This is a genomic window from Sphingobacterium sp. SG20118, assembly GCF_044740685.1.
Classification (GTDB): domain Bacteria; phylum Bacteroidota; class Bacteroidia; order Sphingobacteriales; family Sphingobacteriaceae; genus Sphingobacterium.
This window is the reverse complement of sequence record NZ_CP172826.1, coordinates 2,740,937-2,762,289: the sequence shown is the minus strand read 5'-3', so window position 1 is coordinate 2,762,289 and position 21,353 is coordinate 2,740,937. Positions and strand designations below refer to the sequence as shown.

Annotated in this window: 24 protein-coding genes and 1 pseudogene; 18 read left to right on the top strand and 7 right to left on the bottom strand. The window is 35.1% G+C overall.

Annotated features, from left to right (window positions below):
- Positions 1 to 54 precede the first annotated feature (54 nt).
- Positions 55 to 1,152, top strand: coding sequence for a Fic family protein (locus ACFX5U_RS12885; RefSeq protein WP_400260968.1), 1,098 nt, complete (start codon positions 55 to 57; stop codon positions 1,150 to 1,152).
- A 99-nt stretch (positions 1,153 to 1,251) separates the two neighbouring features.
- Here ACFX5U_RS12885 and ACFX5U_RS12880 read toward each other — a convergent pair whose 3' ends face one another.
- The 3 genes from ACFX5U_RS12880 to ACFX5U_RS12870 all read right to left on the bottom strand — a co-directional run bounded on the left by ACFX5U_RS12880 (position 1,252) and on the right by ACFX5U_RS12870 (position 5,736).
- Positions 1,252 to 4,323 (bottom strand): AAA domain-containing protein, encoded by a 3,072-nt coding sequence (locus tag ACFX5U_RS12880; protein ID WP_400260967.1) that lies wholly within the window; start codon positions 4,321 to 4,323, stop codon positions 1,252 to 1,254.
- 413 nt (positions 4,324 to 4,736) lie between these two features.
- The gene (locus ACFX5U_RS12875) at positions 4,737 to 4,982 is read right to left on the bottom strand and encodes a DUF2798 domain-containing protein (protein ID WP_400260966.1); all 246 of its coding nucleotides are present in this window, start codon (positions 4,980 to 4,982) and stop codon (positions 4,737 to 4,739) included.
- On the bottom strand, positions 4,969 to 5,736 hold the full coding sequence (locus ACFX5U_RS12870) for a hypothetical protein (RefSeq protein WP_280566976.1): 768 nt from the start codon (positions 5,734 to 5,736) through the stop codon (positions 4,969 to 4,971). Before ACFX5U_RS12870 ends, ACFX5U_RS12875 begins: the two co-directional genes overlap by 14 nt.
- A 152-nt stretch (positions 5,737 to 5,888) precedes the next feature.
- On the opposite strand from ACFX5U_RS12870, the gene ACFX5U_RS12865 reads away from it, so the two are divergent.
- The 12 genes from ACFX5U_RS12865 to ACFX5U_RS12810 all read left to right on the top strand — a co-directional run bounded on the left by ACFX5U_RS12865 (position 5,889) and on the right by ACFX5U_RS12810 (position 16,078).
- Entirely contained in the window at positions 5,889 to 6,251 is a 363-nt protein-coding gene (locus tag ACFX5U_RS12865; protein WP_400260965.1) for a winged helix-turn-helix transcriptional regulator, read from the top strand.
- Between the two features lie 157 nt (positions 6,252 to 6,408).
- Positions 6,409 to 6,930: a Crp/Fnr family transcriptional regulator gene (locus ACFX5U_RS12860; RefSeq protein ID WP_400260964.1), complete on the top strand. Its 522-nt coding sequence runs from the start codon at positions 6,409 to 6,411 to the stop codon at positions 6,928 to 6,930.
- Between the two features lie 171 nt (positions 6,931 to 7,101).
- On the top strand, positions 7,102 to 7,692 hold the full coding sequence (locus ACFX5U_RS12855) for an NAD(P)H-dependent oxidoreductase (protein WP_400260963.1): 591 nt from the start codon (positions 7,102 to 7,104) through the stop codon (positions 7,690 to 7,692).
- A gap of 11 nt (positions 7,693 to 7,703) precedes the next feature.
- Positions 7,704 to 8,180 carry a DUF4405 domain-containing protein gene (locus ACFX5U_RS12850; protein WP_400260962.1) on the top strand — a complete coding sequence of 159 codons (477 nt, stop codon included), beginning with the start codon at positions 7,704 to 7,706 and terminating at the stop codon, positions 8,178 to 8,180.
- A 441-nt stretch (positions 8,181 to 8,621) separates the two neighbouring features.
- A complete protein-coding gene (locus tag ACFX5U_RS12845; protein WP_400260961.1) occupies positions 8,622 to 9,548 on the top strand; it encodes a sensor histidine kinase in 927 nt (308 codons plus the stop codon).
- Positions 9,545 to 10,300 carry a LytR/AlgR family response regulator transcription factor gene (locus ACFX5U_RS12840; protein ID WP_400260960.1) on the top strand — a complete coding sequence of 252 codons (756 nt, stop codon included), beginning with the start codon at positions 9,545 to 9,547 and terminating at the stop codon, positions 10,298 to 10,300. Before ACFX5U_RS12845 ends, ACFX5U_RS12840 begins: the two co-directional genes overlap by 4 nt.
- Positions 10,301 to 10,439: 139 nt before the next feature.
- Positions 10,440 to 10,595, top strand: coding sequence for a hypothetical protein (locus ACFX5U_RS12835; protein WP_400260959.1), 156 nt, complete (start codon positions 10,440 to 10,442; stop codon positions 10,593 to 10,595).
- Between the two features lie 100 nt (positions 10,596 to 10,695).
- Positions 10,696 to 11,613, top strand: a complete 918-nt coding sequence (locus tag ACFX5U_RS12830; RefSeq protein ID WP_400260958.1) for a DUF6268 family outer membrane beta-barrel protein — start codon at positions 10,696 to 10,698, stop codon at positions 11,611 to 11,613.
- A complete protein-coding gene (locus ACFX5U_RS12825) occupies positions 11,613 to 12,494 on the top strand; it encodes a lysophospholipid acyltransferase family protein (RefSeq protein WP_400260957.1) in 882 nt (293 codons plus the stop codon). Before ACFX5U_RS12830 ends, ACFX5U_RS12825 begins: the two co-directional genes overlap by 1 nt.
- A gap of 59 nt (positions 12,495 to 12,553) precedes the next feature.
- Entirely contained in the window at positions 12,554 to 12,742 is a 189-nt protein-coding gene (locus ACFX5U_RS12820) for a hypothetical protein (protein ID WP_400260956.1), read from the top strand.
- A 543-nt stretch (positions 12,743 to 13,285) separates the two neighbouring features.
- Positions 13,286 to 15,055, top strand: a complete 1,770-nt coding sequence (locus ACFX5U_RS12815; RefSeq protein ID WP_400260955.1) for a hypothetical protein — start codon at positions 13,286 to 13,288, stop codon at positions 15,053 to 15,055.
- Between the two features lie 264 nt (positions 15,056 to 15,319).
- Positions 15,320 to 16,078: a hypothetical protein gene (locus ACFX5U_RS12810; RefSeq protein WP_400260954.1), complete on the top strand. Its 759-nt coding sequence runs from the start codon at positions 15,320 to 15,322 to the stop codon at positions 16,076 to 16,078.
- A gap of 85 nt (positions 16,079 to 16,163) precedes the next feature.
- Here the strand turns inward: ACFX5U_RS12810 and ACFX5U_RS12805 are convergent, their stop codons facing one another.
- Together ACFX5U_RS12805 and ACFX5U_RS12800 are read right to left on the bottom strand one after the other, a co-directional pair.
- Entirely contained in the window at positions 16,164 to 16,739 is a 576-nt protein-coding gene (locus ACFX5U_RS12805) for a hypothetical protein (protein ID WP_400260953.1), read from the bottom strand.
- A 244-nt stretch (positions 16,740 to 16,983) separates the two neighbouring features.
- Entirely contained in the window at positions 16,984 to 17,751 is a 768-nt protein-coding gene (locus tag ACFX5U_RS12800) for a DUF4382 domain-containing protein (protein WP_400260952.1), read from the bottom strand.
- A gap of 125 nt (positions 17,752 to 17,876) precedes the next feature.
- Between ACFX5U_RS12800 and ACFX5U_RS12795 the strand changes: the two genes are divergently transcribed.
- The 3 genes from ACFX5U_RS12795 (at position 17,877) to ACFX5U_RS12785 (ending at position 19,059) form a co-directional block, all read left to right on the top strand.
- Complete coding sequence (locus ACFX5U_RS12795) at positions 17,877 to 18,050, top strand: hypothetical protein (RefSeq protein ID WP_400260951.1); 174 nt, start codon at positions 17,877 to 17,879, stop codon at positions 18,048 to 18,050.
- Positions 18,051 to 18,161: 111 nt separating this feature from the next.
- On the top strand, positions 18,162 to 18,863 hold the full coding sequence (locus ACFX5U_RS12790; protein ID WP_400260950.1) for a flavin reductase family protein: 702 nt from the start codon (positions 18,162 to 18,164) through the stop codon (positions 18,861 to 18,863).
- Position 18,864: 1 nt separating this feature from the next.
- Entirely contained in the window at positions 18,865 to 19,059 is a 195-nt protein-coding gene (locus ACFX5U_RS12785) for a hypothetical protein (protein ID WP_400260949.1), read from the top strand.
- 110 nt (positions 19,060 to 19,169) lie between these two features.
- On the opposite strand, the gene ACFX5U_RS12780 is transcribed toward ACFX5U_RS12785, so the two are convergent.
- Complete coding sequence (locus ACFX5U_RS12780; RefSeq protein WP_400260948.1) at positions 19,170 to 19,346, bottom strand: hypothetical protein; 177 nt, start codon at positions 19,344 to 19,346, stop codon at positions 19,170 to 19,172.
- Positions 19,347 to 19,456: 110 nt separating this feature from the next.
- Here ACFX5U_RS12780 and ACFX5U_RS12775 point away from each other — a divergent pair.
- A pseudogene (locus ACFX5U_RS12775) lies at positions 19,457 to 19,591 on the top strand (transposase); the annotation flags it as partial.
- A gap of 120 nt (positions 19,592 to 19,711) precedes the next feature.
- Positions 19,712 to 20,950, top strand: coding sequence for a retropepsin-like aspartic protease (locus ACFX5U_RS12770; protein ID WP_400260947.1), 1,239 nt, complete (start codon positions 19,712 to 19,714; stop codon positions 20,948 to 20,950).
- A gap of 190 nt (positions 20,951 to 21,140) precedes the next feature.
- On the opposite strand, the gene ACFX5U_RS12765 is transcribed toward ACFX5U_RS12770, so the two are convergent.
- Positions 21,141 to 21,317: a hypothetical protein gene (locus ACFX5U_RS12765; protein ID WP_400260946.1), complete on the bottom strand. Its 177-nt coding sequence runs from the start codon at positions 21,315 to 21,317 to the stop codon at positions 21,141 to 21,143.
- Positions 21,318 to 21,353: the final 36 nt, after the last annotated feature.

The following is a 21,353-nucleotide window of genomic DNA, read 5'->3' as shown; positions in this document are numbered from 1 at the left end:
ATCGGCTCAAATTTTTATTATATTTGAGTTGAATATAAATTTAATCGGCTCATTATGTACAATTGGCAATATAAAGACTGGCCTAATTTTAACTATTTAGAAGGGAATATCCATGATATAGCGATTTCTTTTGCAGGGGAGTTAGGGTTAGTTAGTGGGTTGGTAACAGCTTTAAATGACGATTTGAAAAAAGAGACGATCATTGAAATTCTTATTTCAGAAGCAATAAAAACCTCAGAAATAGAAGGAGAGTATTTGAGCCGGATCGATGTGTTGTCCTCGATCAAGCGTAATTTAGGGCTGACAGATAATAATACAGTTAGTGATAAACGTGTGGCGGGTATTGCAGCGTTAATGAGCAAAGTTAGAAACGCTTATAAGGATGATTTGTCTATTGCCATGATTTTAGACTGGCATAAAGTTCTGATGGATTCATTTTCTAATATTCATGCAGGACAATGGCGGCAAGGAGAAGAACCGATGCAAGTAATTTCTGGAGCTTTTGGAAAGGAAGTTGTTCATTTTGAAGCTCCTGCTTCAACACAAGTATCGAAAGAGATGGATAGTTTTGTTGAATGGTTTAATACAGTTGAATTATTAAGTACAGATAAGGTAACTAAAGCTTTAATAAAATCGGCTATTACACATTTGTATTTTGAAAGTATTCATCCATTTGAAGATGGTAATGGTCGCATTGGGCGAGCTTTGGCCGAATATGCCCTATCATATTCTTTACAAAACCCGGTTTTATTGTCCATCTCGAAGATTATAGAAAAAAATAAGCATACCTATTACGAAGCATTAAAAAATGCTCAAACAAGCCTGGAAATAACCGAGTGGATTAAATATTTTGCACAAGTTATTTTAGATGCACAAATTGATGCAAAGCAATTGGTAGAATTCACCGTAATAAAGGTAAAATTCTTTGATGGCTTTAAAGATCAATTGAATGATAGAGAATTAAAAGCAATTAACCGTATGTTTGAAGCTGGAGTAGAAGGATTTGAAGGAGGAATGACAGCAAAGAAATATGTTGCTATAACCAAAGCTTCTAAAGCAACAGCGACAAGAGATTTACAACATTTAAGTGAAATTGGAGCATTAGATTTGTTAGGAGCTGGTCGATCTGTTCGGTATAAGTTGGTATTGTAGTGTTGTTTATAATTTTGAACATTTACTTGTATGCGGCCAGCGAACTACATGTATGATATTTCTTGATCATCAATTTCATTATAATAAACAATCTAAAAACTACTGTAGATCCTTCGCCATAGTGCTGAAATAATCGCATGTTGCCCACAGTTTTTTGTTACCTATAACATAAAAGCGTTTCTGTGCTCTTGTTAATGCTACATTGAGCATATTCGGTTTTTGAGATGCCCAGTTTCGAGCACCAGATGACTTTGGGTCACTTCCTAATACAAGGAAAACAATATCTGCTTCTTTCCCTTGAAAGGTATGTATAGTCCCACAAAAAACTTGTTGATGCTGCTTAAATTCATTTTTACAATAATCAGCGACCGATTTAAATGGCGATATCACATAAATATGTCCTTTGTAATCCATTTTGTCAATCAATCTGGAAATTTTGTGTCTTAAAAACGTTATTTCTTCAACAATAACGTGCTTATTCTGTGGCTCGGTTGTGGTTTCAATATGAAACCAGGTGGATGGACCAATAAACTCTTCCTCCGAATTTGTTTTAATAGCTTTGACCATTTGATTGCCATAGGCGATATGATTAGCGATTGAAAACATCGGTTCATCGCATCTGCGGTGGGTACGTAAGGGAAACCCTGTCCAAATTTTCTCTTCCGAATTACCCACCTGCATATAGGTACCGGCAAGTGAAACACGATCCGCCAACTGTTGGACCGAAGTTTTACAAGGAGACCAGTCTACATGCACATTGTTTTGTTGTCTAAGTTTTGTAACCAGGTTTTCCGGTATCGTAACAACAGGTTCGACCTGTAATGGATCGCCTACTATAATGCAACGTTTAGATCTATGGATCAATCCGGCTACCGATTGCGGTGTAGCTTGACCAGCCTCATCCACAAGTAGCCATCCGATCTGCTCCGTATTTAAATTTGCAAATAATCGGCTAGCGGAAGCTAAGGTAGTAGAAACAACCGGAACACATAGAAAGAAAGTATCCCACAGATTTTGAGCCATATCGCTCTCGACTTTTACCCAGCCAGATGACATCATAAAATAAGCGTTCAGATTATTCTTGATTTTTTTAGCATTTGCTAATATTGCATCATGGTGGAGCTGCAGTGCCGTAATGAAGATATCACTTCTCAATTTAGCTATTTTAGCCGAATGATACGGGTTTAAAAGCTGTATTTCATTCAGATCCTTTTGTAGCATATCGGAATTGAATAGGTTTTTTGGCTCGATTCCATAAGTAGAAGAAAGCTCATCTTGCAGTATCTCATACGCCAAAAAGAACTGTTCTAACGATGCTAATACTTTCTTATTGTTAGCCTCCTGCGTCATTAATTTAACCATCGCAGCATTACTCAAAGAGAGATGATCCCTAGTCCTTTTTAAGCTAAGATTTCTCGAATTTAAATCATTCATTAATTCCTCAGCTTGCAAATTCCATTGTTTGAATTTATTGGATTGAAACAACTTGTGGAAGAAGAAAAATAAAGGTTTTCTTACGGTTTGCAATTTAATTAGATCCTGTAGGCGGTTCACATCCTCTTCAATCTGATCTATGAGCGCATTTATCGTTTTCTCTTCCTCTTTCAGACTATGTAGATTTTCGGCTATTTCGTTAGCCTCAACGCGTGTGCTATCTTGAATCTTCTTGTTATTGATATATTTTGGCAGTTGCGTATGAAAAGATGAAGCCAACTTTTTGAATGCTTCAAATTCATTTAAAAGACTCATAAATAAGCTATTCTTTTCATCAAAGCTTTTCATGTACGCATATGCTTGATCATCCTCAGCATCTTTATACAAGCTATAAAGAAAATCATGAAAGGCCGGCTCACCATCTGCATTGTTCGCTTTCCAAAATGCCTGTCTAAAAGAACTTCTATTTTTACTATTTCCCAGAGCTGCTGCCAAAACTCCCCAACTTTCCTCTTGGATCAAGTTTTGAGAAAAGTCCGAAAAATAATCAGCATTTGGAAACTCCTTTATATCAATTTTACTCTTCAGTGGCAGTTCTTTACTGATGTTTTCAACAGCAGCATTGTTATTGCTCGCCACTACGATACCAAAATTGTTTCGAAGAGCTTTATTTAGCGGATAAGTATAGAGGTTGAAACCAGACTCCTGTTCAATTATCCTGTTGCCACTATCAAAGATATTATGACAACCTAAGGCAGAAATTACTTTAGCCCTTTCCACAATAACCTCCGCTATAATATCTTTCAGCAGTGTTGTTTTTCCGGTACCAGGAGGGCCATTTACACCTTGTAAACCACGCTGTTCACGTAGGTTGGCAAAGATCGTATTTACAGCACCCAATTGTGCCGTATAAAGACCATGCGCTATATTTGAGGGCCATCGACCAGCTGACATCAAACGAGGGGCGATGCTTTGAAATAAATAATCTGGACTCCCTATTAAATCTTCCCTTTTCTCTTTCAAGGGATTTAAATGAAGGTAGCTTTGTAAAGCTTGACCTAATTTGTCTTCTTCGATACCTGAAAGGTAATTTAAGTCGTCCAGATAGAAGCTGTTGAATAAGCTCAGGTTACCCTCACTATCTTTAGGAACAAGTTTTTCCAAAACGTAAACGTCGATTTTTTTTGCAGACCATTCACTAAAACCGCTTACATAAGCAATTTCTTTTAAAAGATGATCCCAAGAAATCGATTCCTCCTGTTCTAGTTTATCTTCATTATCGTTGTTAGATTTGAGATTATAGCGTTCATAAAAGTCATTTTTAGACTCCATGATTGCCTTTGGTATTGTAGATAGGTGGCGATTCTTTTCTAAGGCTTTTATACCAAGAAGGTAGCTCGATACCATGTATTCTTCATTTTCGATTTGCCCATTTTCATTCAGCATCAGCGCAGATAAGCTACTAGCGCCAGTAACTGGAGTTTCCCAATCATTAGAATCTGTTATACCTAATAGATCATTTAAGTGATTGACAATGGATGTTTTATCAATCTTTCCAAAAATCAGCGTATAGCGCCACTTATAATTTTTCTTAACTGTCCTGTTTGTATTATTCCAAGGTAAAATTTCTTTTTCATTTAGGATGCGGGCTTCATTATCAAAACTAGGAAGATCAAAAATCTCAACGTCTCTCCAAAATTTTAGAATATCTTTTTGTTTCAAATCTGACTTATTCAAACGTTAATATATTAGCAGGTACATGTTAATCTCCCTAAGATAGAGATATTTTGGATACCATAGCCCTTTAAGGTCAAAACCCCAGAAAACGTTCTTATTCTACACTCAATTTTCGTCTGATTTCAATACAAGATAGATTATTAAACCTTTTTAGTAAGAGTCTAAATTTTTCCACTGATCTTTGTTGATCTTCCAGCGTTTGATACCTCTATCTTTAAAGTCACTTAACACTCAACCATTTGAAATTCATGTATTTATTGTGATTCCATTGGTGCTATTTACGGATAATAAATGCATTTTAAAATTTATGTCTAACCTTATTTCCGAATAATAATGAGTAACTAAAAAAATATAAGATAAAAATGGCAATATAGTGTTCCAAAAAGAAACTAACTTTTAGGAACACTTTTTTTTTATAAATGTGTTTTTTTATTTAAAATCTTGCGTGTTATTTTATTAGCAACTGGCAATAGGAGCAATACGCAAGAGTAAACAATAGGTAATGAAAAAAACCATGATTTAAAAAGTTCACCAATCCAATTTTCAGATGAAACCTCTTCAGTAAAAATTGATAAAACTGATATCACAAAAGTTGTTGGCAGAACCACAAAAAAGGTACTAATTATTCTGTAGCGTCTATCTTTCTTAGAATTTACCATTGTCATTTTTCCGTTTTTCAGGTATAGGTATAGTTTCAACGACGTCCCAATGTTCTACAATTTTGTCTTCTTCAATCCTATACAGATCGTAGAAAGCAACGTTTTCTCCTTTAAAAGAACCTTCACTTAATACCAGAACAAAATTACCCTCTCCAAGTACTTTATGTATTTTATTATAAATTTGAGATTTCCCTTCCTTTTTCCATTGTTCCAATCTATTTAGAAATTCTTGTACCCCATCACCCATGTGTGGATTATGTTGAATCAATTCGTCTCCCATGAAATAATTTGACACCAACTCAATTTGTCCATCAATAAGAATGTTTTGAACGAAGTTTTGCGCAAGGGCTTTGTTAACCTCCGTTTTAAGATGATCTTTTGCCTTGGTCTTTCCATCGGTCATTGTTCTTCCACTTTTATTCAATTTTTTTGAATTGATTTCAAGATTATCCCAATGTTCAACGCTTACACCATTTTCAAACCGATGAATGTCAAAAGCGACAGTAGGTTCAAAAAGAAAATAGTCTACATGAACAAATCCAATGTCACCATCTTGAAATTTGCGAACTACATTCGTATAAACCTTATCCATAGGCATATGTTCGTGTAAATCCAAAATTGCTTTAAAGCCTGTTGCTACATTTGGATTGTGTTGCTTGTAAGAATTAGGATTGATCAATCCTAATTCTGCCAACGTTTCAGTTTCGATGCTATTTTGTATAGCTTCAGCTTTGTCTCTATTTGATAATTCCATTTTATAACTATTAAAATTAATTGTAAACAAAAGTACTGACCTTATATACCTGAAAAAATATAGGTGAAAATATTGATATAGGGATAATATTATCCCTATATCACTTTAGGTGAAATATGCCGTAAATTTGTTCAGAAAATTAGAAGTTAAATATGTACGAGAAAAAAATACCAAAGGATTTTAGCTGTGGCATCAGTATAACACTTGAGATTATTGGAGGAAAATGGAAGCCTTGTTTAATTGATTCTATCAATCAAGGAATACGAAGACCGAGTCAGTTAGCAAAAAAACATCAGCTTGCAAGCAAAAGAGTTTTAAACTTACAACTAAAAGAATTGGAAGCGTATGGTGTTATAAGAAAAGTAATTTATCCAGTACTTCCACCTAAAGTAGAGTATTTTTTAACTGAAGTAGGTGAATCTCTTTTACCACTGGTTGAAATGATGGAAAATTGGGGAGGTGAGTTTATGGGTGAATTTGACAAAAGACAAGAGCATATACACACTGAATTATAGCCATATAGAACATGAAAATAGCGTAAAGCTGTATTGTTGAAACTTTTCGGACTATATATTGATAAAAAATACGTGGAGCCAATACCTGGGTGATAAATCTTTGTAACTTTATGTAGTGTATAAACAAATTAATAGTAATCATAAATGACTGTAAACAATGACAGGTGAGTGGGATAAATTTAAACATCTTTTTAAGCGGCTGGAAGTTCCTGCCAAAACAATTCTTTTACAGGAGGGAGAAATTTCGAGAACTATGTTCTTTATTGAGAAAGGTTGTTTGCGGACTTGGGTCAATAATGACGGTAGAGAAATTACGACCCAGTTTTTCTTTGAAGGTGATAAAGTGTCCTCTATTGAAAGTTTCAGGGCAAATCAGCCGAGTTTATATAGCATCGAAAGTTTAGAGCCGTGTATTTTACAAACTATTTCTCAAAAGGATTTTCAAAATGTTTTAGAGCATTTTCCTGAAATCAAAGAGGAAATGCAAGAACATCTATTCAAACGACTTTTAAACGCTCAAAAAATTTTCTATTCCTATCTTAAAAATAATCCTCAAAAACGTTACGAAGAGCTTATTAAAGAACATCCATATATTATTCAGCGTATTCCACAACATTATATTGCATCTTATTTAGGTATTACATCAGTTTCATTAAGTAGAATACGAAACAGGCGATAAGTACATTTACACGCAAACCTTATGATTATTTTTGTCTTCGTGAAACAAGGTTCGCAAATGCCATATAAATAAAAATCCCTTAGCAATCGCTGTTCGATTTCTTAACAATTGTTATCGTCTAAGGATTTACTACTTCCCAATTTTACAGAATAAATTTAAGCAATGTAAAAAATGAATGTAGTAATCGTATTTAACCATCCTTATGAAGGGAGCTTTGGAAACGCAATTTTAAATGCAGTGACAAACGGGCTTAAAGGTGCAAATCACGAAATTGACCTGATGCATCTTGATAATGATGGATTTAATCCCGCAATGTCAAAGGCAGACCTGCAAGCCTTTGTAGAGCACAAACCTGTCGACCCACAAGTAATTGATTATAATGAGCATTTGGAAAGAGCAGACCACCTGATTTTTATCTTTCCTATTTGGTGGGATTTAATGCCTGCAATGACCAAAGGATTTATTGACCGGGTTTTAAGTCCGGGAGTTGTGTATGATCACCACCCAAGAGGTTTTGGATTAGTTCCACTTTTAAAAAACCTGAAAAGTGTAACCATCATCACTACGATGAATAAACCCAAAATAATGTACTCCCTGCTCATTGGAAATTTAATCAGAAAAGCGATGTTAAGCAGTGTATTTAAAACCATGGGTTATAAAAGACTTCAGTGGATCAGCTTTACCTCAGTAACATCAGTAAGCCAAAAGAAAAGGGAAAACTGGCTCATCAATCTTGAAAATAGATTTTCAAAACTCAACTAAATCCCTATACGATGAAACTGAACAGAAGTTATATTACCCCATTTATATCCGTAGTTTTTCTTGTCGTTGGACTTTCTGGGTTACTCATGTTTTTTCATTTATTTGACGGTTATACAGAAGTTGTACACGAGCTCTTGGGTATTTTCTTCGTTGTATGTGCCGTTTTCCACATTATGCTCAATTGGAAAGCCTTGAAAATCCATTTCAAAAAGAATGTTTTCATTCCTGCTGGATTAACTGTAGCAGTTGTATCCACACTATTTATCGTTCAACAACAAGTCAATCCGAAAGTGGATACTATCCTTTTGGAAAGAATAATAAAAGGGCCGATTGATGATGTTTTCAAAGTATTGCGGGTGGATTCTGCCGAAGCCGTTAAACGATTACAGGCAAACGGAATTTCCATTGTCGGTGCAAAGACAATAGAAGAAATCTGGATTAATAACGATGCCGATCCCGAAGAAGTAATCGATTTGATTACGGAATAAATAACTCTATAAATTATGAGCGTATCTATTATGTATTGATTGCCCGTCTGAAAAATCGGAATAAATAGTAATCAATATTTTGTAGAAGTAAGGTTTTGATTGTGAGGTATTATTAGTTTAAAAACAAGTAAAAAGATACTCAAAGTATTAAAGGTAGACTATGCAGTTGCTTAGTATCTACACAAAAGTAACAGGATATATTATGGCATAAGTTTACAGACTTGGAAAAGCGTATAACCGAGAAAGAAAATAATATGTTAAATCCATTCACTAAAAAATGAAGTTCATCGGAAAAACGAGAGATTTGTCGCAAACCTAAAATAGAAATTATATTTTTGAGAGATGGTTCAGATTAAAAAAATAGCTATTAAAAACCTGCTTATTTTCTTCTTCTCCACATTGATTTACGCTTTGTGTCAAATGCTATTTAGTGTTATTTTGATGAAGGAAGATTTATGGAGCAATTTTCATATCCAGTTGTCGGCACATTACATCGTCATCTTAATGATGTGTATCGCAGATTACAGATTATTATTGTTCTTAAATAAGTATCTACCATATTCCAAAAACATATTATACCGCATTATGGCCGGTCTTGCAGGGTTAACTTTGATATGTCTGATACTTTTATGGGCATTCAATTTTCTAATCTATGACGTGTTTCTTATTTCTAAAGAAGGTATGCCATCTTTTTTAATAAAGTTTGCATTCGGAATGGCTGCAAATATTCCCATACTATTAGTATTTGAGTTAATCTATTACTTCCAGTCTGAGCAAAAAGCCATAGCTGATTCTGAAATAGCGAAACGTCAAGTACTGTTATTTCAGCATGAAACGTTGAGAGCCCAGATTAACCCTCATTTCTTATTTAATTCATTGAATGTACTGTCATCATTGATATATGTAAATCCAGATAACGCCAATAAGTTTACAAAAGCCCTTTCAAAGACCTATCGATATGTACTTTCCCTAACCCGACAGCCCGTAGTTTCAGTTGTAGAAGAGTTGGATGCATTGGATTCGTACCTTTTCCTTATGAGAATGAGGTTTGAAGATTCTTTTACTTTCACAGTAAACAGAATAGTAAGCTGTGATAATTATGAAATTATTCCACTTACACTACAATTACTTATAGAGAATGCATTTAAACATAATATCGCAACAGAAGAATCTCTGTTGAATATAAAAATCACAATTGATAGCGATTATATTACGGTTGAAAACAATATCCAACCATCAATGGATGTGGATAAAGGCGGAATTGGTTTGAAATATATCATCAAGCAATATAAATTGTATGCAAAAGACGTTACTGTTGAACATACTCAGCAGCTATTTATTGTAAAAATCCCTTATATCCAGTCATGAAGTACCTGATAGTAGAAGATGAGCGGTTCGCATACGAAGAACTGAAACGTATGATGACAAAATTACGCCCCGCTTATTTGTTGGAGAAGCAAACTAAAACAGTCATAGATACCATCGGGTTTCTGAAAGAATCTGCTGTTGATTTAATTCTTATGGATATTCGTCTTGCAGACGGTAACTGCTTCGAGATATTTAATCATGTAGAGGTCACCACGCCCGTTATATTTACTACTGCTTACGATGAACACGCTATCAAAGCGTTTAAGCTTAACAGTATCGATTACTTGTTAAAACCTTGTGATGAAAATGAATTAGAGGTAGCATTAACTAAATTTGAGAATATCTTTCACAACCATCCGAATAAAACCAGCCCTAAGAATTTAGAACAGATATTATCGTTCAAAACCAAAAACCGTTTCCTAATATCGAAAGGGGAAAACTATCATTATGTTGAAACTACGAATGTTGCACATTTTTATAGCGAAGACGGAGTTGTTTTCCTGCATACATTCAACGATAGGCGTTACATTATTAATTATACGTTAGACCAATTAGAACAACAGCTTGATAGCCGTTTGTTTTTCCGTGTATCACGTAATTGCATCGGGAATGTAAAGGCCATTGAGAATGTTGCCAAATACTTCAACAGCCGTCTGAAACTTTCCTTTTTACCTGAATGTCCAAATGAAGTTTTAGTTAGTCGCGTACGTGTTCCGTACTTCCTGAAATGGATGGATGGGATTGTAGAATAGTTCGGTACAGACAATTCCATTCCATACATGCTGCATTTCATTTATTAGATTCTAAAACCCATCGCTTATAGATTTCATAATTGCGCCGTTCGTTGTTCTTTTGTTTAGAATTTAAAAACAATATTAAAATTTTAGAACAATGAAAAAGAGCATAATAGCATTTATTTCCGCAGTAGGAACACTGTTTTTATCCACTCCATTATCCGCACAAGACAATCCCATATCAGTTGGTTTCAACCAGAACAGCAACACTGATTTTATTCAGGCCATTTTATTTCGCAATTCATCGTTTTGACTCTAAAGTTCACAGCTTATCACTTTCTACCCAGCTTCAATCAGCGTTGCTTTGCTTAACATAAAATAGAAATCATCGTCAATACAAAACTAAAAATCGAATGAAATTAAAGTCATTATTATTGACAACGTTGGTAACGTTGCTATATCTACACGGAAATGCACAGGAGCTATCTTTCAAGACAGAATACCTCGGGAAATCTGGATATTACTACCTGCCTCCAGGTGAGAAACCAAGAGAGAAAATCGGAGATGGAAAAGGCTCAGCAATGGTTTACCAAGCATCAGCCAACATTCCATTATCCATGAAAATGAATGAAAATAATCAGTCTACGGCCTGGGGTATCGGTCTTGGGGGGGCATATGTTTCGTTAAAAAACCAAAACTTCTCGGAACAGATGGTATCCGAAATCATGAACTTACAAGTAGGAATTTATCATTTGCGACCGTTGAATGAAAAATGGTCTCTGAGGGCTAGCCTTGGGATGGGTGTATTTAGCCCCTCAACTGATTTTTCAAAAGTCAGCTTCAAAAATGTACTTGGAAGCGGCGGAGTTGTCTTTATTCGCCACCTTAAACCCAATCTGGCCATTGGTGGCGGTGCAGCAATAAATAGCACCTTAGGTTATCCCATGATATTTCCTGCTGTTTACCTGAAGTGGAAAACCGAAGGTAAATTTGACCTGAACATAGAACTGATCGAAGGTTTAGACGTATCGGCAGGTTATGAATTCAACGAAAAATTCAAGCTATCGTATGCCCTTGAAATGAACGGACAAGTTGCCTTATTGAAAAAAGACGGCAAAGATGTGATATTCTCACACCAATATATTGTTACAGGCTTTCGTCCGGAAGTCAAGGTTGGCGAAAAACTATCTGTAACAGGCATGGCTGGGCTCAACATATATCGTCCAGCATCTTACAGCGATAGAAACTTGAAAGGTGTTTTTGCGTCTGATAACGATTATTATTTTTCTGTTTCACCCTATGCGTCAGTCGGCTTAAAGATAAAATTTTAATGATGGACAATCTGAAGCAAACTCTGCGATTTTTTACATATAGAATAGGCTATACAGCCATCTATACGATAAGTCTGTTACCGATGTCATTCTTGTATGCGATGGCTTCATTTACTTTTTTCGTTGCTTATTATTTAGTTGGGTACAGAAAAGAAGTAGCCATTCAGAATATTGCGCGTTCATTTCCAGAAAAGCATTACGGAGAAATCCATGCAATCGTAAAAAAATTCTACACTTGCTTTGTGGCCTATTTTGCTGAAATGATAAAAGGTGTTTCTGTCCCGGCAGAAACACTTGATAAAAAAATAGTATTTGAAAACCTCGAGTTAGTGGATCTATATATAAAATCAGGACGCAATGTTATCGCCGCCATTGGGCACTGCGGCAACTGGGAAATGTTAAATCTTTTACCTCACAAGGTTCATTACGACGTTTATGCGGTATACAAGCCACTGAGCTCTAGGGTAGTGAACAGTCTTATGGTCCAACTTCGTTCCCGTTTCGGGATGAAGTTAATCCGTGACCAAGCGGTAACACGGTATATACTATCCAACATCTCATCTCCAGCCTTATATCTTTTTATTGCAGACCAATATCCAAAGATAAAAGATGAAGCATACAGATTTACTTTGTTGAATCAGGAAACATATTTTTTTTCAGGTATGGAAAAACTGGCCCGTACAAGTGATGCGGCAGTCATATACCTTCATATCACACAACTTGCAAAAGGCAATTACAAGGTAAGTTGCGTACCCATAAATGCAAAAGCAGCGTCTACAAAAGTGGGCGAAATAACCCAAAAGTATGTTGAGTTGCTCACAGAAAATATCAAGGAAGAACCATATGGCTGGCTTTGGACACATAAGCGGTGGAAAAGATGACTCATTAAAGTAAAATACCTTTGAGAGAGGTTGAGAACAAATTCGGAAGTAGTAATATTATGGATATTCAAGAATATTTATTAGATAAGGCAGAAAAGCTGGAAATAGCTAAAGGCATTGAAAAGGGAATGGGAAAAGGTGAGCGTGAAAAAGCTATTGCTATTGCATTCGAATTTAAAAAATGGGCCTACCTACAGCAGGTGTTGCTAAGGGAACCAGACTTTCCATTAAAGAGATCGAAAAACTGAAATAAAACAGAGTTTTAAAACATACTGGACCGATAGGGATGACCAATCGGTTTTTTTTTCATTTATTTTTACTTTTTTTCGCAAAATTATTAATAATAATCGTAAAAAGAAATGTGATTTTTTTTTTCATTTTTAAGTAATAGCTAGCTTAAATAATAGCAGAGGATTAGGTGGAAATCAGACTTCTGCAGAAGCATAAGGCCATTGAAAAGCGAAGCCCATTTTACTTAACAAATGGGTGGTTAAAATAGATAATGTACGATTTCAAAAGAAATTAATCACTTCCGTCTTAAATTTATTTTAGACGCGTGTTTGCATTGAAAAAAAACATCTATTTCGATATGGTTTCAAATTGGTCCTTTAACTCGGTATATATAATTTAGTGATAGGGGTGATCTATAAGTGAAACAATTACTTGCATTTCAAAATTACAATAAGGAGCTGATAAATAGCTTCTTTATATAAAAAATAAACAGTAAGTTTATAACTAACTTCTTATAAATTACTGTTCATAATCTTTATCCTGTTTTTTTATAAACCCAGATGAGCATAAAAAATAATTGTCTTTTTCCAACATTCGTAGTGCTGCGGTTGTCACTGATTATGTTTTTGCTATGTGGTGCCCATAACCTAAGTTTGGGGCAGGGGCTCTCCGTTCATACCGATAGAACTATATATTTTCCTGGAGATACAGTTTGGTTTAAAGCCTATTTCAAACACGGAAATACATTTGACGAAGAGGTGAAGAATTTATATTTCTCTCCATTTTCAAACGCTGATGGTGTTTCGACTCCATTGCAGGAAAGTGTTTTATTCATCGATCGTGGGGTAAGCGCAGGACAATATATTATACCACGTGACTTCACCAAAGATGAACTATACCTCAGTTTTTTTACAAAAAGAAGTTTAGATACATCCCATGATCGACTCATTAAAAAACTCGCTGTTATCCAAGAAGGAGTTACAGAAATAATCTCCAACGAATCCAATTCAAGCGTTGATAGTCTGAATAAATCAATTGTAAAAGGGGAGCTGATCATGCCATCAGTCATTCTTGATCAGTTCTCAGCACAACCTTTAGGTGCAAACCGTATTACATTAAACTTAAGTGATTCCGAGGCTGCCAATCTATCCATTTCAATTACCGATATTTCTATTCCAACGGCCAGCACACAAAATATAGGAGCAGATTTTCAAGCTACATCTTCTTTAGATACCATGCCGGTCATAGCGGATTCGGTCTTATACCTTCGAGGGAAACTAGGAGTTAAAAAAGACTGGACAAAATATTATGAGCGTTATCAAAAGATCCAACAGAAAGATGTAAAAGCAGGAAAACCGAGAAGAGGATTGTCCTTGTCCCTACGGATGTTGAATGATAGTCTAGTACGCTATCGTGAAGTTATTTTTGACAAAGATGGCTACTTTGGATCTAAAGAAATTGTTTTTAGTGATACCATAGAAGTGCGAGCTGTACAGGTTTATGAAAAGATGAAATTTTATGATTTTACAACAGAATATTTTTTCAATGATTTAGTCGGTCAACACGATTATAAGTTGAACAAGAGTACGATACCTAACTTACAGGACAGCAGTAAACGAATCAAATTATCCACTTTTTATCATCCAGATTATACAATCGATGCTAGTGGAAGACGTGTGTTAAAGACCGTGAATATAAATCGAAAAGTCGATTTAAAGCTACAACAAATGGCCAACAAGCTTTCTCGAGGGTGGTTTGCTCAGCATCCATCATATCTTGATATCGATGTTCAAAATGATTTAACTATTCCTGCTTATATCGATACCCTGGAAAGTTTGATTGATTATTTAAAACTAAAATACCCTAAATTAAATGCTTCAAAACCTGTCATTCTTGTTAATAATAGTGAATATAAGCCTAATGATAGTTCGGGATACGTACCCAGTACGATTCAAGAGATAAAATTGATTAGGTTATATGACAATTACCCTAGAAATCCAGTTGGACGGGGCGCAATCATGATCTATGCCGATATAGATGGTCGAAATAGGTATAGCGGCCAAGGTGTGACTTTACATCAAGTGGCGGGCTATATGTCTACCTTACCGTTTTATTCTCCTCAATACAATACTGCCGAAAAACAAGTAAAAACACCTTATGATGATCGATTGACTTTGTATTGGAATCCCTATATTCATTTGGATACTACTAATTCGAGCATGGAGATATTATTTCACAATAATTCGAACGCTAAAGGATTTCATGTCGTTATTAATGGCATGACAGATAGTGGCAAACGGATATATTACAGTAACAGCTTTATAAAGTAATGCAGCTCAAAAATCCTAATTGGTCGGTCTTGATTAAAATAAATTGATTACAGGAGTTGCGAACTTAGTCAGCAGATAAAGTTCGCAATAATAAACAACTAAGGGATGATATATAGGTTCATTTAAAATCTTATTTACCGATTCTTTAGCTGTGGTACCAAATTATGGAACTCTATAATTTTTTTTGCCTTAGCCTTAACTGAGCCAATAATAGTGCTGTTTTGAGTTATAAAAATTGTATATTTAAGGATTAATCATACACACATGGGTCGTTTATTTCTCCTATTTATTTTTGTATTCGCACTTTCCACAACTACAGTAAAGGCTGAAATCTTTACTGAACAGAACCTATTTTCCCATGCCGCTGATAGCCTTAGTGATAACATGAAAAACTACATTATAAAATCAGCTATTTCAGATGGTTTCGATAAAAACGATATAAAAATTACAACTGATAGCTGGGGTAATATTATTGTTTCGGATGGGTGGTACAGGAAAATCAAATACAAGCAAGACTATTCTGGTAATCTTACAAAAGAGACTGATAATGGTTCTAAAACCATTATTAAGGAAGATTACTCGGGCAATATAGTGGTGAAAAATGATCATGCTACTCAGTCCACAGTAAGTAAAAATATAATGGGTAATTTAGAGATAAGTGACGACAGAGGATACCGTACGAGGGTTTCAAAAGATATCATGGGTAATTTAGAGATAAGTGACGACCGAGGGAACCGTACTACAGTATCAAAAGATATCATGGGTAATATAAATATTCGTGACGACAAAGGAAATCGTAAAACATTAACTACTAATAGTTTTGGAGGAAAAACAATTGCTGATGATAAGGGTAATCGCATCTCTCTAAAAAAGGATATATTTGGAAATTATGATGCTAGTGACAGTAATGGAAATAGCGCGACTATAAAAAAAGATATTTTTGGAAAGATAATAATCGATGACCCTAAAGGGATTTTGGGTAATGCAGGACTGCTTATTATGGATGACTTATTTAAAGATTAGCTTTAAATAAGTCATCAAGATCGGCCACTTATATAGGTAAACTTCATACAGCGACTTGAATCTACTAGTGGTTTTTTTACTGAATTTATTTCCCTAACCTAAAACCAAATGATAGCCCTACCAAAGGAGTAAATTCAGTAAAACTATCGTAAAAATTCACGCCAGGACCGATGCCAATATTCATCATAAAACGCTCTCCATAGTTGCGTTGTATACCCCACATAGTTCCAAGTGTAAAGGTATAATCAGATACATTGTTAGTTTTCAAAATTGCAGGGCCAGCAGCTCCAACTACACCAGCAACATAATTTCCTGAATTATGAGCTATTTTTTTCCCTTTTTTAAGCCTTTTATTTAAATCGTAATAATGTCTGATTTCCATATCTAGGTTAGGTCTAATCGAATAACCCCATTCCGACTTTTTCTCATGGTAATCATAGATGGTTATTGAGGATTTCATATATGAAAATCCAGTGGATATAGGCCCTGAAAAATGTAGCGTTGTTTTACTGCCTAGACTCTTTTCGTAAGTTATATTTGTCAAAACATTATAAACAAACTGATGTTTCTCCACTTTAGCTTCAGATTCCACCTTTGTTTGAGCAAATGAAATACTAGCGGAAATAATCGTCAAAAGCAATGTGAATGATTTTCTTTTCATTTATTATATTTTTTGCAAAATTATTAATAATAATCGTAAAAAGAAATGTGATTGTTTTTTTTCATTTTTAAGTAATTGCTAGCTTAAATAATAGAAGAGGATGAGGTGGAAATCAGACTTCTGCAGAAGCATAAGGCCATTAACTGTTTGCATAGACGGGAAATGGATGATGGAATCAAAAAAAGGAACTTATCAGACAATAAGCTCCTTCATTATAATAACTGTTAAAGTTCAGTAGCATACGCTATTGTACCGATATGTTTCCGATGTCTTTAACACCTCCTTTTACAACTTGTACACCCTCAATACTTTTGTTGATATAACCCGCTACCGAAGGTTCGATATTTACCTTATAGGTTCCTTCTGGCATTCCCGGGAAATAGAATTTTCCGAGTGAATTGGCTAATGTTCCTACAGTATCTGTTCCGCTGATGGCAAATACGTGTGCCAAAGATGCAGCAGGACTAACAGTACCGGCTATAGCTCCAGAAGTAGCTACAGGAACTGCACGGATAACTGGTTTTAGCAGGTATTCACCATTACCGGTTTTTACGATAGATTTTGAGGCATCAAAATCAAGCAATAAGGTATAGGCTACATCAGGAATCAGCTCATCCTGTACTTTAATTTTAACACCAGAAGATTGTCCACTTGGTGTTTTTAGTGGATGTGCAATACCGTCAACCCAAATTTGATTTCCTTCGTCTTCAAGTTTGAGTCTGATTTCTTGGATCATGCCCGATGGTACATCATCACCTGCTATTACCGTATCTTTTCCCATCGTATAATCCAGGATATTAAACGGATCCCCCTCAACATCGATGCTCTCACTTCCTGAGGTCGTGCGAATCTCAATTTTATCAATGTTTAGATGAATTGCATCATAATAACCGGGTGCGTCTGTTATTTTAACGGTTACGGGGGTTCTTTGTGTCGACGGACTGTCGTCTGTGCTACAGCTGCCTAGCAACGCTACGGTTGCAAGTGCAACAATAATTGAATTTGTTTTCATAGTTAGTGTAACTTAATATCAACCAATTTGGCAAAAGCTATGCCAATCCCTGATTTGCTTGTTTCATTGGGTAATCCGGCTGTTGAAATAAGCTCAAGATTATTTATATACTCCCTAAATCGGTGATGTCAGATGTTTTATCTATTTATTTTATCAAAGAAAACAAAAAAAATCTAACGATGCGTCCATATCCCGGATTAGAACATAACTATTATCCTGTTGACGAGAAACTGAACAACATAGGGGAAAGTGTTTGGGATGAGGTGATTATGGATTTCACTGACTGGGATTTAAAATAGACAACAGTTTTATTGAAATACGCAAAATATTGTGTTATTTAGTTTAAGTATATGTTGTCCGTCATTTTGCAAACGGAAATAATGCCTTTTGCTCACCTTAATAAAATCTGAATGAGGTTAAAAACTTTTGATGCTACATCGTTATCGCCAGCGGAAATGCAAGGTTATTTGCACGCAGCCATTGCACCCCGACCTATATGTTTTGCATCCACTATTGATAAAAACGGCGAAGTTAATTTAAGTCCGTTTAGTTTTTTCAATGTGGTTAGTATGAATCCTCCGATATGCGTTTTTTCGGTGACAAGCAGGGCGCGGGATAATAGTACTAAGCATACGCTTGAAAACGTTTTGGAAATACCTGAATGTGTGATTAATATTGTGAGCTATGATATGGTTCAACAAACCTATTTAACAAGCACCGACTATCCAAAAGAAGTAAATGAGTTTTCGAAAGCAGGGTTTACTGAATTGCCTTCAGAAACGGTAAAACCACCCAGGGTAGCAGAATCGAACATTCAATTGGAATGTGCCGTGAATGATGTGATTTCGTTAGGGAAACACGGAGGAGCAGGTAATCTGGTTATTGCAGAGGTAAAACGGATTCATATCAATGAAGATCTTTTGGATTCAAATGGCAAAATAGACCCTCATAAAATGGATCTGGTGGCTCGTTTAGGTGGTGATTGGTATTGTAGGGTAACCAGCGATAATTTATTTAAAATTGCCAAACCCATAGATAATGCAGGAATAGGTATCGGCGTAGATGCTTTTCCTAAAGAGGTAAAGAAACTCCAGCGTATTAACCGGGAATAATTTGGGGTTATTGGCACTTGTTAAATCGCTACCATCCCATGAAGAGGTGGAAGCCTTTAGCAAAACTGAAGAAGTGAAAGAACTTCTTGATGCTACCATCGACAACCACATCCGCACGACACGCCAGCATCGAAAAGCTAAGCATTTGTTAGATAACGGCCGTGTAATGGATGCGTGGAAAGTGTTATTGATGTAACCCGTACACCTTGTCCATTCCAATGGGAGAGATCTCATTTCTGGTGCACGAAGCCTTTCGCGCACCAGCGAAGCTATGTAAACAAGACCATAGGAGTATAAAAACTATTTCTAAAGATTATATTTAGTTAATATATATTCTAAGTTATATACAGATACATCTTTTTCTACAATATTTCCATTTGGGTCGATTAATATACCTGTGGGATATTTAACGATACCATAAATTTCGGTCAGTTTGTTTTCATCTGTTGAAAGTATATTCTTCTGACCTCCTCCCGAAAACATGACGTATTTAAAAGTAGAGAATTCGGGATTGAATTACTAATTTTAGATAGGAGGAAAAACTATAAATAGATTGAAATAAGTTATGCTTCGCATGAGCTTCTTCCGGTGAGTTTACTGAAGCACAGATTGTTTTTCCAATCAAACAATCCGAAACTGGTATCCGTGTCGAAGAGGTTTGCCAAAAAATGGGTATTAGCGAGGCTTCATGCTGCAATTGGGAGAAGAAATACGGTGGGCTAGGAGTTTTGGGAAAATAAAAGAAATTCGAGACTATAATAATAGATAATATCCAGTGCATTTTTAAAAGATGGTGGTTTAATTTTAATGAATATATGAAACAAATGAAGGTGTTTTACTTAGGTTTATTGATTTTTGTTAATCTAAATGTTTTTGGGCAAAGTCATGATAACGAGTTTAAAAAAGTTTATAATCTAATCCAACAAAAGGATTTTTTTAAAGCTAATGAGCTATATGGTGTAAATAAAAACAACTTGTCGACAATGCACCAAACAATTGTTGAGGTTTTTCTTGACAACGCATTTAATCTATTGCAGCAGTCGAATCAAAAAATTTCTTACATGATGAAGTCCAAGAGTGTATTACCTGATTCTTTATGGGTTGAATTATATAAGATAAAGGAGGATAATTCTGTCAAATTATTTGATTACAAGGAAGCAAAAAGTAGCTTAGAGACCATCTTAACAGATTATAAGAATGCCCTCACTACGGATGAGAGAAAAGAGCTGAAAAATAATCTAAAAATATGGAGCGCACTAAAAGATGAACCGGCTCAACAGGTCAATATCCATGAATCTGATACTTTGAAAATGATTAAAGATAAGGCCGGGTTAAATAATTTAGCAATTATTACAACAGAAAAAGATACCATCCCTTTTGTTTTTGATACTGGAGCAAACCTATCAACAGTTTCAGAATCAATTGCAAAAAAAATGCATATGAAAAACATTCCAGTAGACATCGAAGTTGGAACGATGACAGGAGAAAATGTTTTAGCCCATCTTGCAATTTGTCCAATTTTGAAATTGGGAAATGTTGAAATTCGGAATATAGTGTTCCTTGTTTTAAAGGATAGTGATTTGAAATTTGATCAAATAGATTACCATATTAATGGTATTCTTGGGTTTCCTATTATTGAAGGATTACGTGAAATACAGATTACGAATGATAATCAATTTATAATTCCGAATAAAAAGACAAAAAACATCCAATACTCTAATATGGTATTAGACGGTTTAACGCCTTTGATATCTATTGAAGGAAGAAGTTATTCTTTTGACACGGGAGCGAGTCGAACCATTCTTTACCAAGCTTATTATGCAGATAAGCAAAAGGAAATAGATAATCACTATACAGCTACAAAATTAAACTTTGCCGGTGCTGCTGGAGCAAAAGAATTTGATGGGTATATAATAAATCCAATTTTTAATGCTTTTAATAAGGAAATCGAGTTAAAGGATGTTCAACTTTTGAAAAGTAAAATAAATGAGAAGGAAACGCTTTATGGTAATATTGGCCAAGATTTTATAAAACAATTCAGTAAAATGACTCTAAACTTTGATCAAATGTTTATCATATTCGATTGAGATTTCCTTAGCCGTAATTTTAAAATTTATAGTTTAAGGTCCGTTAGTTCTTTTCTTGTAGATATAGCATCTGTATGGTTATCTACCATCTCCATTCTACCACAAATAATGAAACCAAGTATGGGTCTATCTTTGCGTGTTCAAATTGGATAGGGCAGAGTTTTAAATTTTTCTCTTTTTGAATTAATGTTTAAGTCGTTTTGCCGGCTACGAAAGTTATGGCATTCTCAATATCACGTGATAACTTGGCGTTTATTTCATCCATTTCTGATAAAAACATATTATTTTGACCAACAAGATAAACGGTTTTTTTAGGTGTTATCAGCGGAGTTCCCGTAATAGATTTATTGAAATTCGAATAGTTCATATCATCTTTCATATCAAATGAATAAGTGTTATAAAT

What these genes read in the sequence shown, in the direction of transcription:
- ACFX5U_RS12885 (WP_400260968.1), top strand. Translation starts at nt 55, where the DNA reads ATGTACAATTGGCAATATAAAGACTGGCCTAATTTTAACTATTTAGAA.
- ACFX5U_RS12875 (WP_400260966.1), bottom strand. Translation starts at nt 4,982, where the DNA reads ATGGTAAATTCTAAGAAAGATAGACGCTACAGAATAATTAGTACCTTT.
- ACFX5U_RS12870 (WP_280566976.1), bottom strand. Translation starts at nt 5,736, where the DNA reads ATGGAATTATCAAATAGAGACAAAGCTGAAGCTATACAAAATAGCATC.
- ACFX5U_RS12865 (WP_400260965.1), top strand. Translation starts at nt 5,889, where the DNA reads ATGTACGAGAAAAAAATACCAAAGGATTTTAGCTGTGGCATCAGTATA.
- ACFX5U_RS12860 (WP_400260964.1), top strand. Translation starts at nt 6,409, where the DNA reads ATGACAGGTGAGTGGGATAAATTTAAACATCTTTTTAAGCGGCTGGAA.
- ACFX5U_RS12855 (WP_400260963.1), top strand. Translation starts at nt 7,102, where the DNA reads ATGAATGTAGTAATCGTATTTAACCATCCTTATGAAGGGAGCTTTGGA.
- ACFX5U_RS12850 (WP_400260962.1), top strand. Translation starts at nt 7,704, where the DNA reads ATGAAACTGAACAGAAGTTATATTACCCCATTTATATCCGTAGTTTTT.
- ACFX5U_RS12845 (WP_400260961.1), top strand. Translation starts at nt 8,622, where the DNA reads ATGAAGGAAGATTTATGGAGCAATTTTCATATCCAGTTGTCGGCACAT.
- ACFX5U_RS12840 (WP_400260960.1), top strand. Translation starts at nt 9,545, where the DNA reads ATGAAGTACCTGATAGTAGAAGATGAGCGGTTCGCATACGAAGAACTG.
- ACFX5U_RS12835 (WP_400260959.1), top strand. Translation starts at nt 10,440, where the DNA reads ATGAAAAAGAGCATAATAGCATTTATTTCCGCAGTAGGAACACTGTTT.
- ACFX5U_RS12830 (WP_400260958.1), top strand. Translation starts at nt 10,696, where the DNA reads ATGAAATTAAAGTCATTATTATTGACAACGTTGGTAACGTTGCTATAT.
- ACFX5U_RS12825 (WP_400260957.1), top strand. Translation starts at nt 11,613, where the DNA reads ATGATGGACAATCTGAAGCAAACTCTGCGATTTTTTACATATAGAATA.
- ACFX5U_RS12820 (WP_400260956.1), top strand. Translation starts at nt 12,554, where the DNA reads ATGGATATTCAAGAATATTTATTAGATAAGGCAGAAAAGCTGGAAATA.
- ACFX5U_RS12815 (WP_400260955.1), top strand. Translation starts at nt 13,286, where the DNA reads ATGAGCATAAAAAATAATTGTCTTTTTCCAACATTCGTAGTGCTGCGG.
- ACFX5U_RS12810 (WP_400260954.1), top strand. Translation starts at nt 15,320, where the DNA reads ATGGGTCGTTTATTTCTCCTATTTATTTTTGTATTCGCACTTTCCACA.
- ACFX5U_RS12805 (WP_400260953.1), bottom strand. Translation starts at nt 16,739, where the DNA reads ATGAAAAGAAAATCATTCACATTGCTTTTGACGATTATTTCCGCTAGT.
- ACFX5U_RS12800 (WP_400260952.1), bottom strand. Translation starts at nt 17,751, where the DNA reads ATGAAAACAAATTCAATTATTGTTGCACTTGCAACCGTAGCGTTGCTA.
- ACFX5U_RS12795 (WP_400260951.1), top strand. Translation starts at nt 17,877, where the DNA reads ATGTCAGATGTTTTATCTATTTATTTTATCAAAGAAAACAAAAAAAAT.
- ACFX5U_RS12790 (WP_400260950.1), top strand. Translation starts at nt 18,162, where the DNA reads ATGAGGTTAAAAACTTTTGATGCTACATCGTTATCGCCAGCGGAAATG.
- ACFX5U_RS12780 (WP_400260948.1), bottom strand. Translation starts at nt 19,346, where the DNA reads ATGTTTTCGGGAGGAGGTCAGAAGAATATACTTTCAACAGATGAAAAC.
- ACFX5U_RS12765 (WP_400260946.1), bottom strand. Translation starts at nt 21,317, where the DNA reads ATGAACTATTCGAATTTCAATAAATCTATTACGGGAACTCCGCTGATA.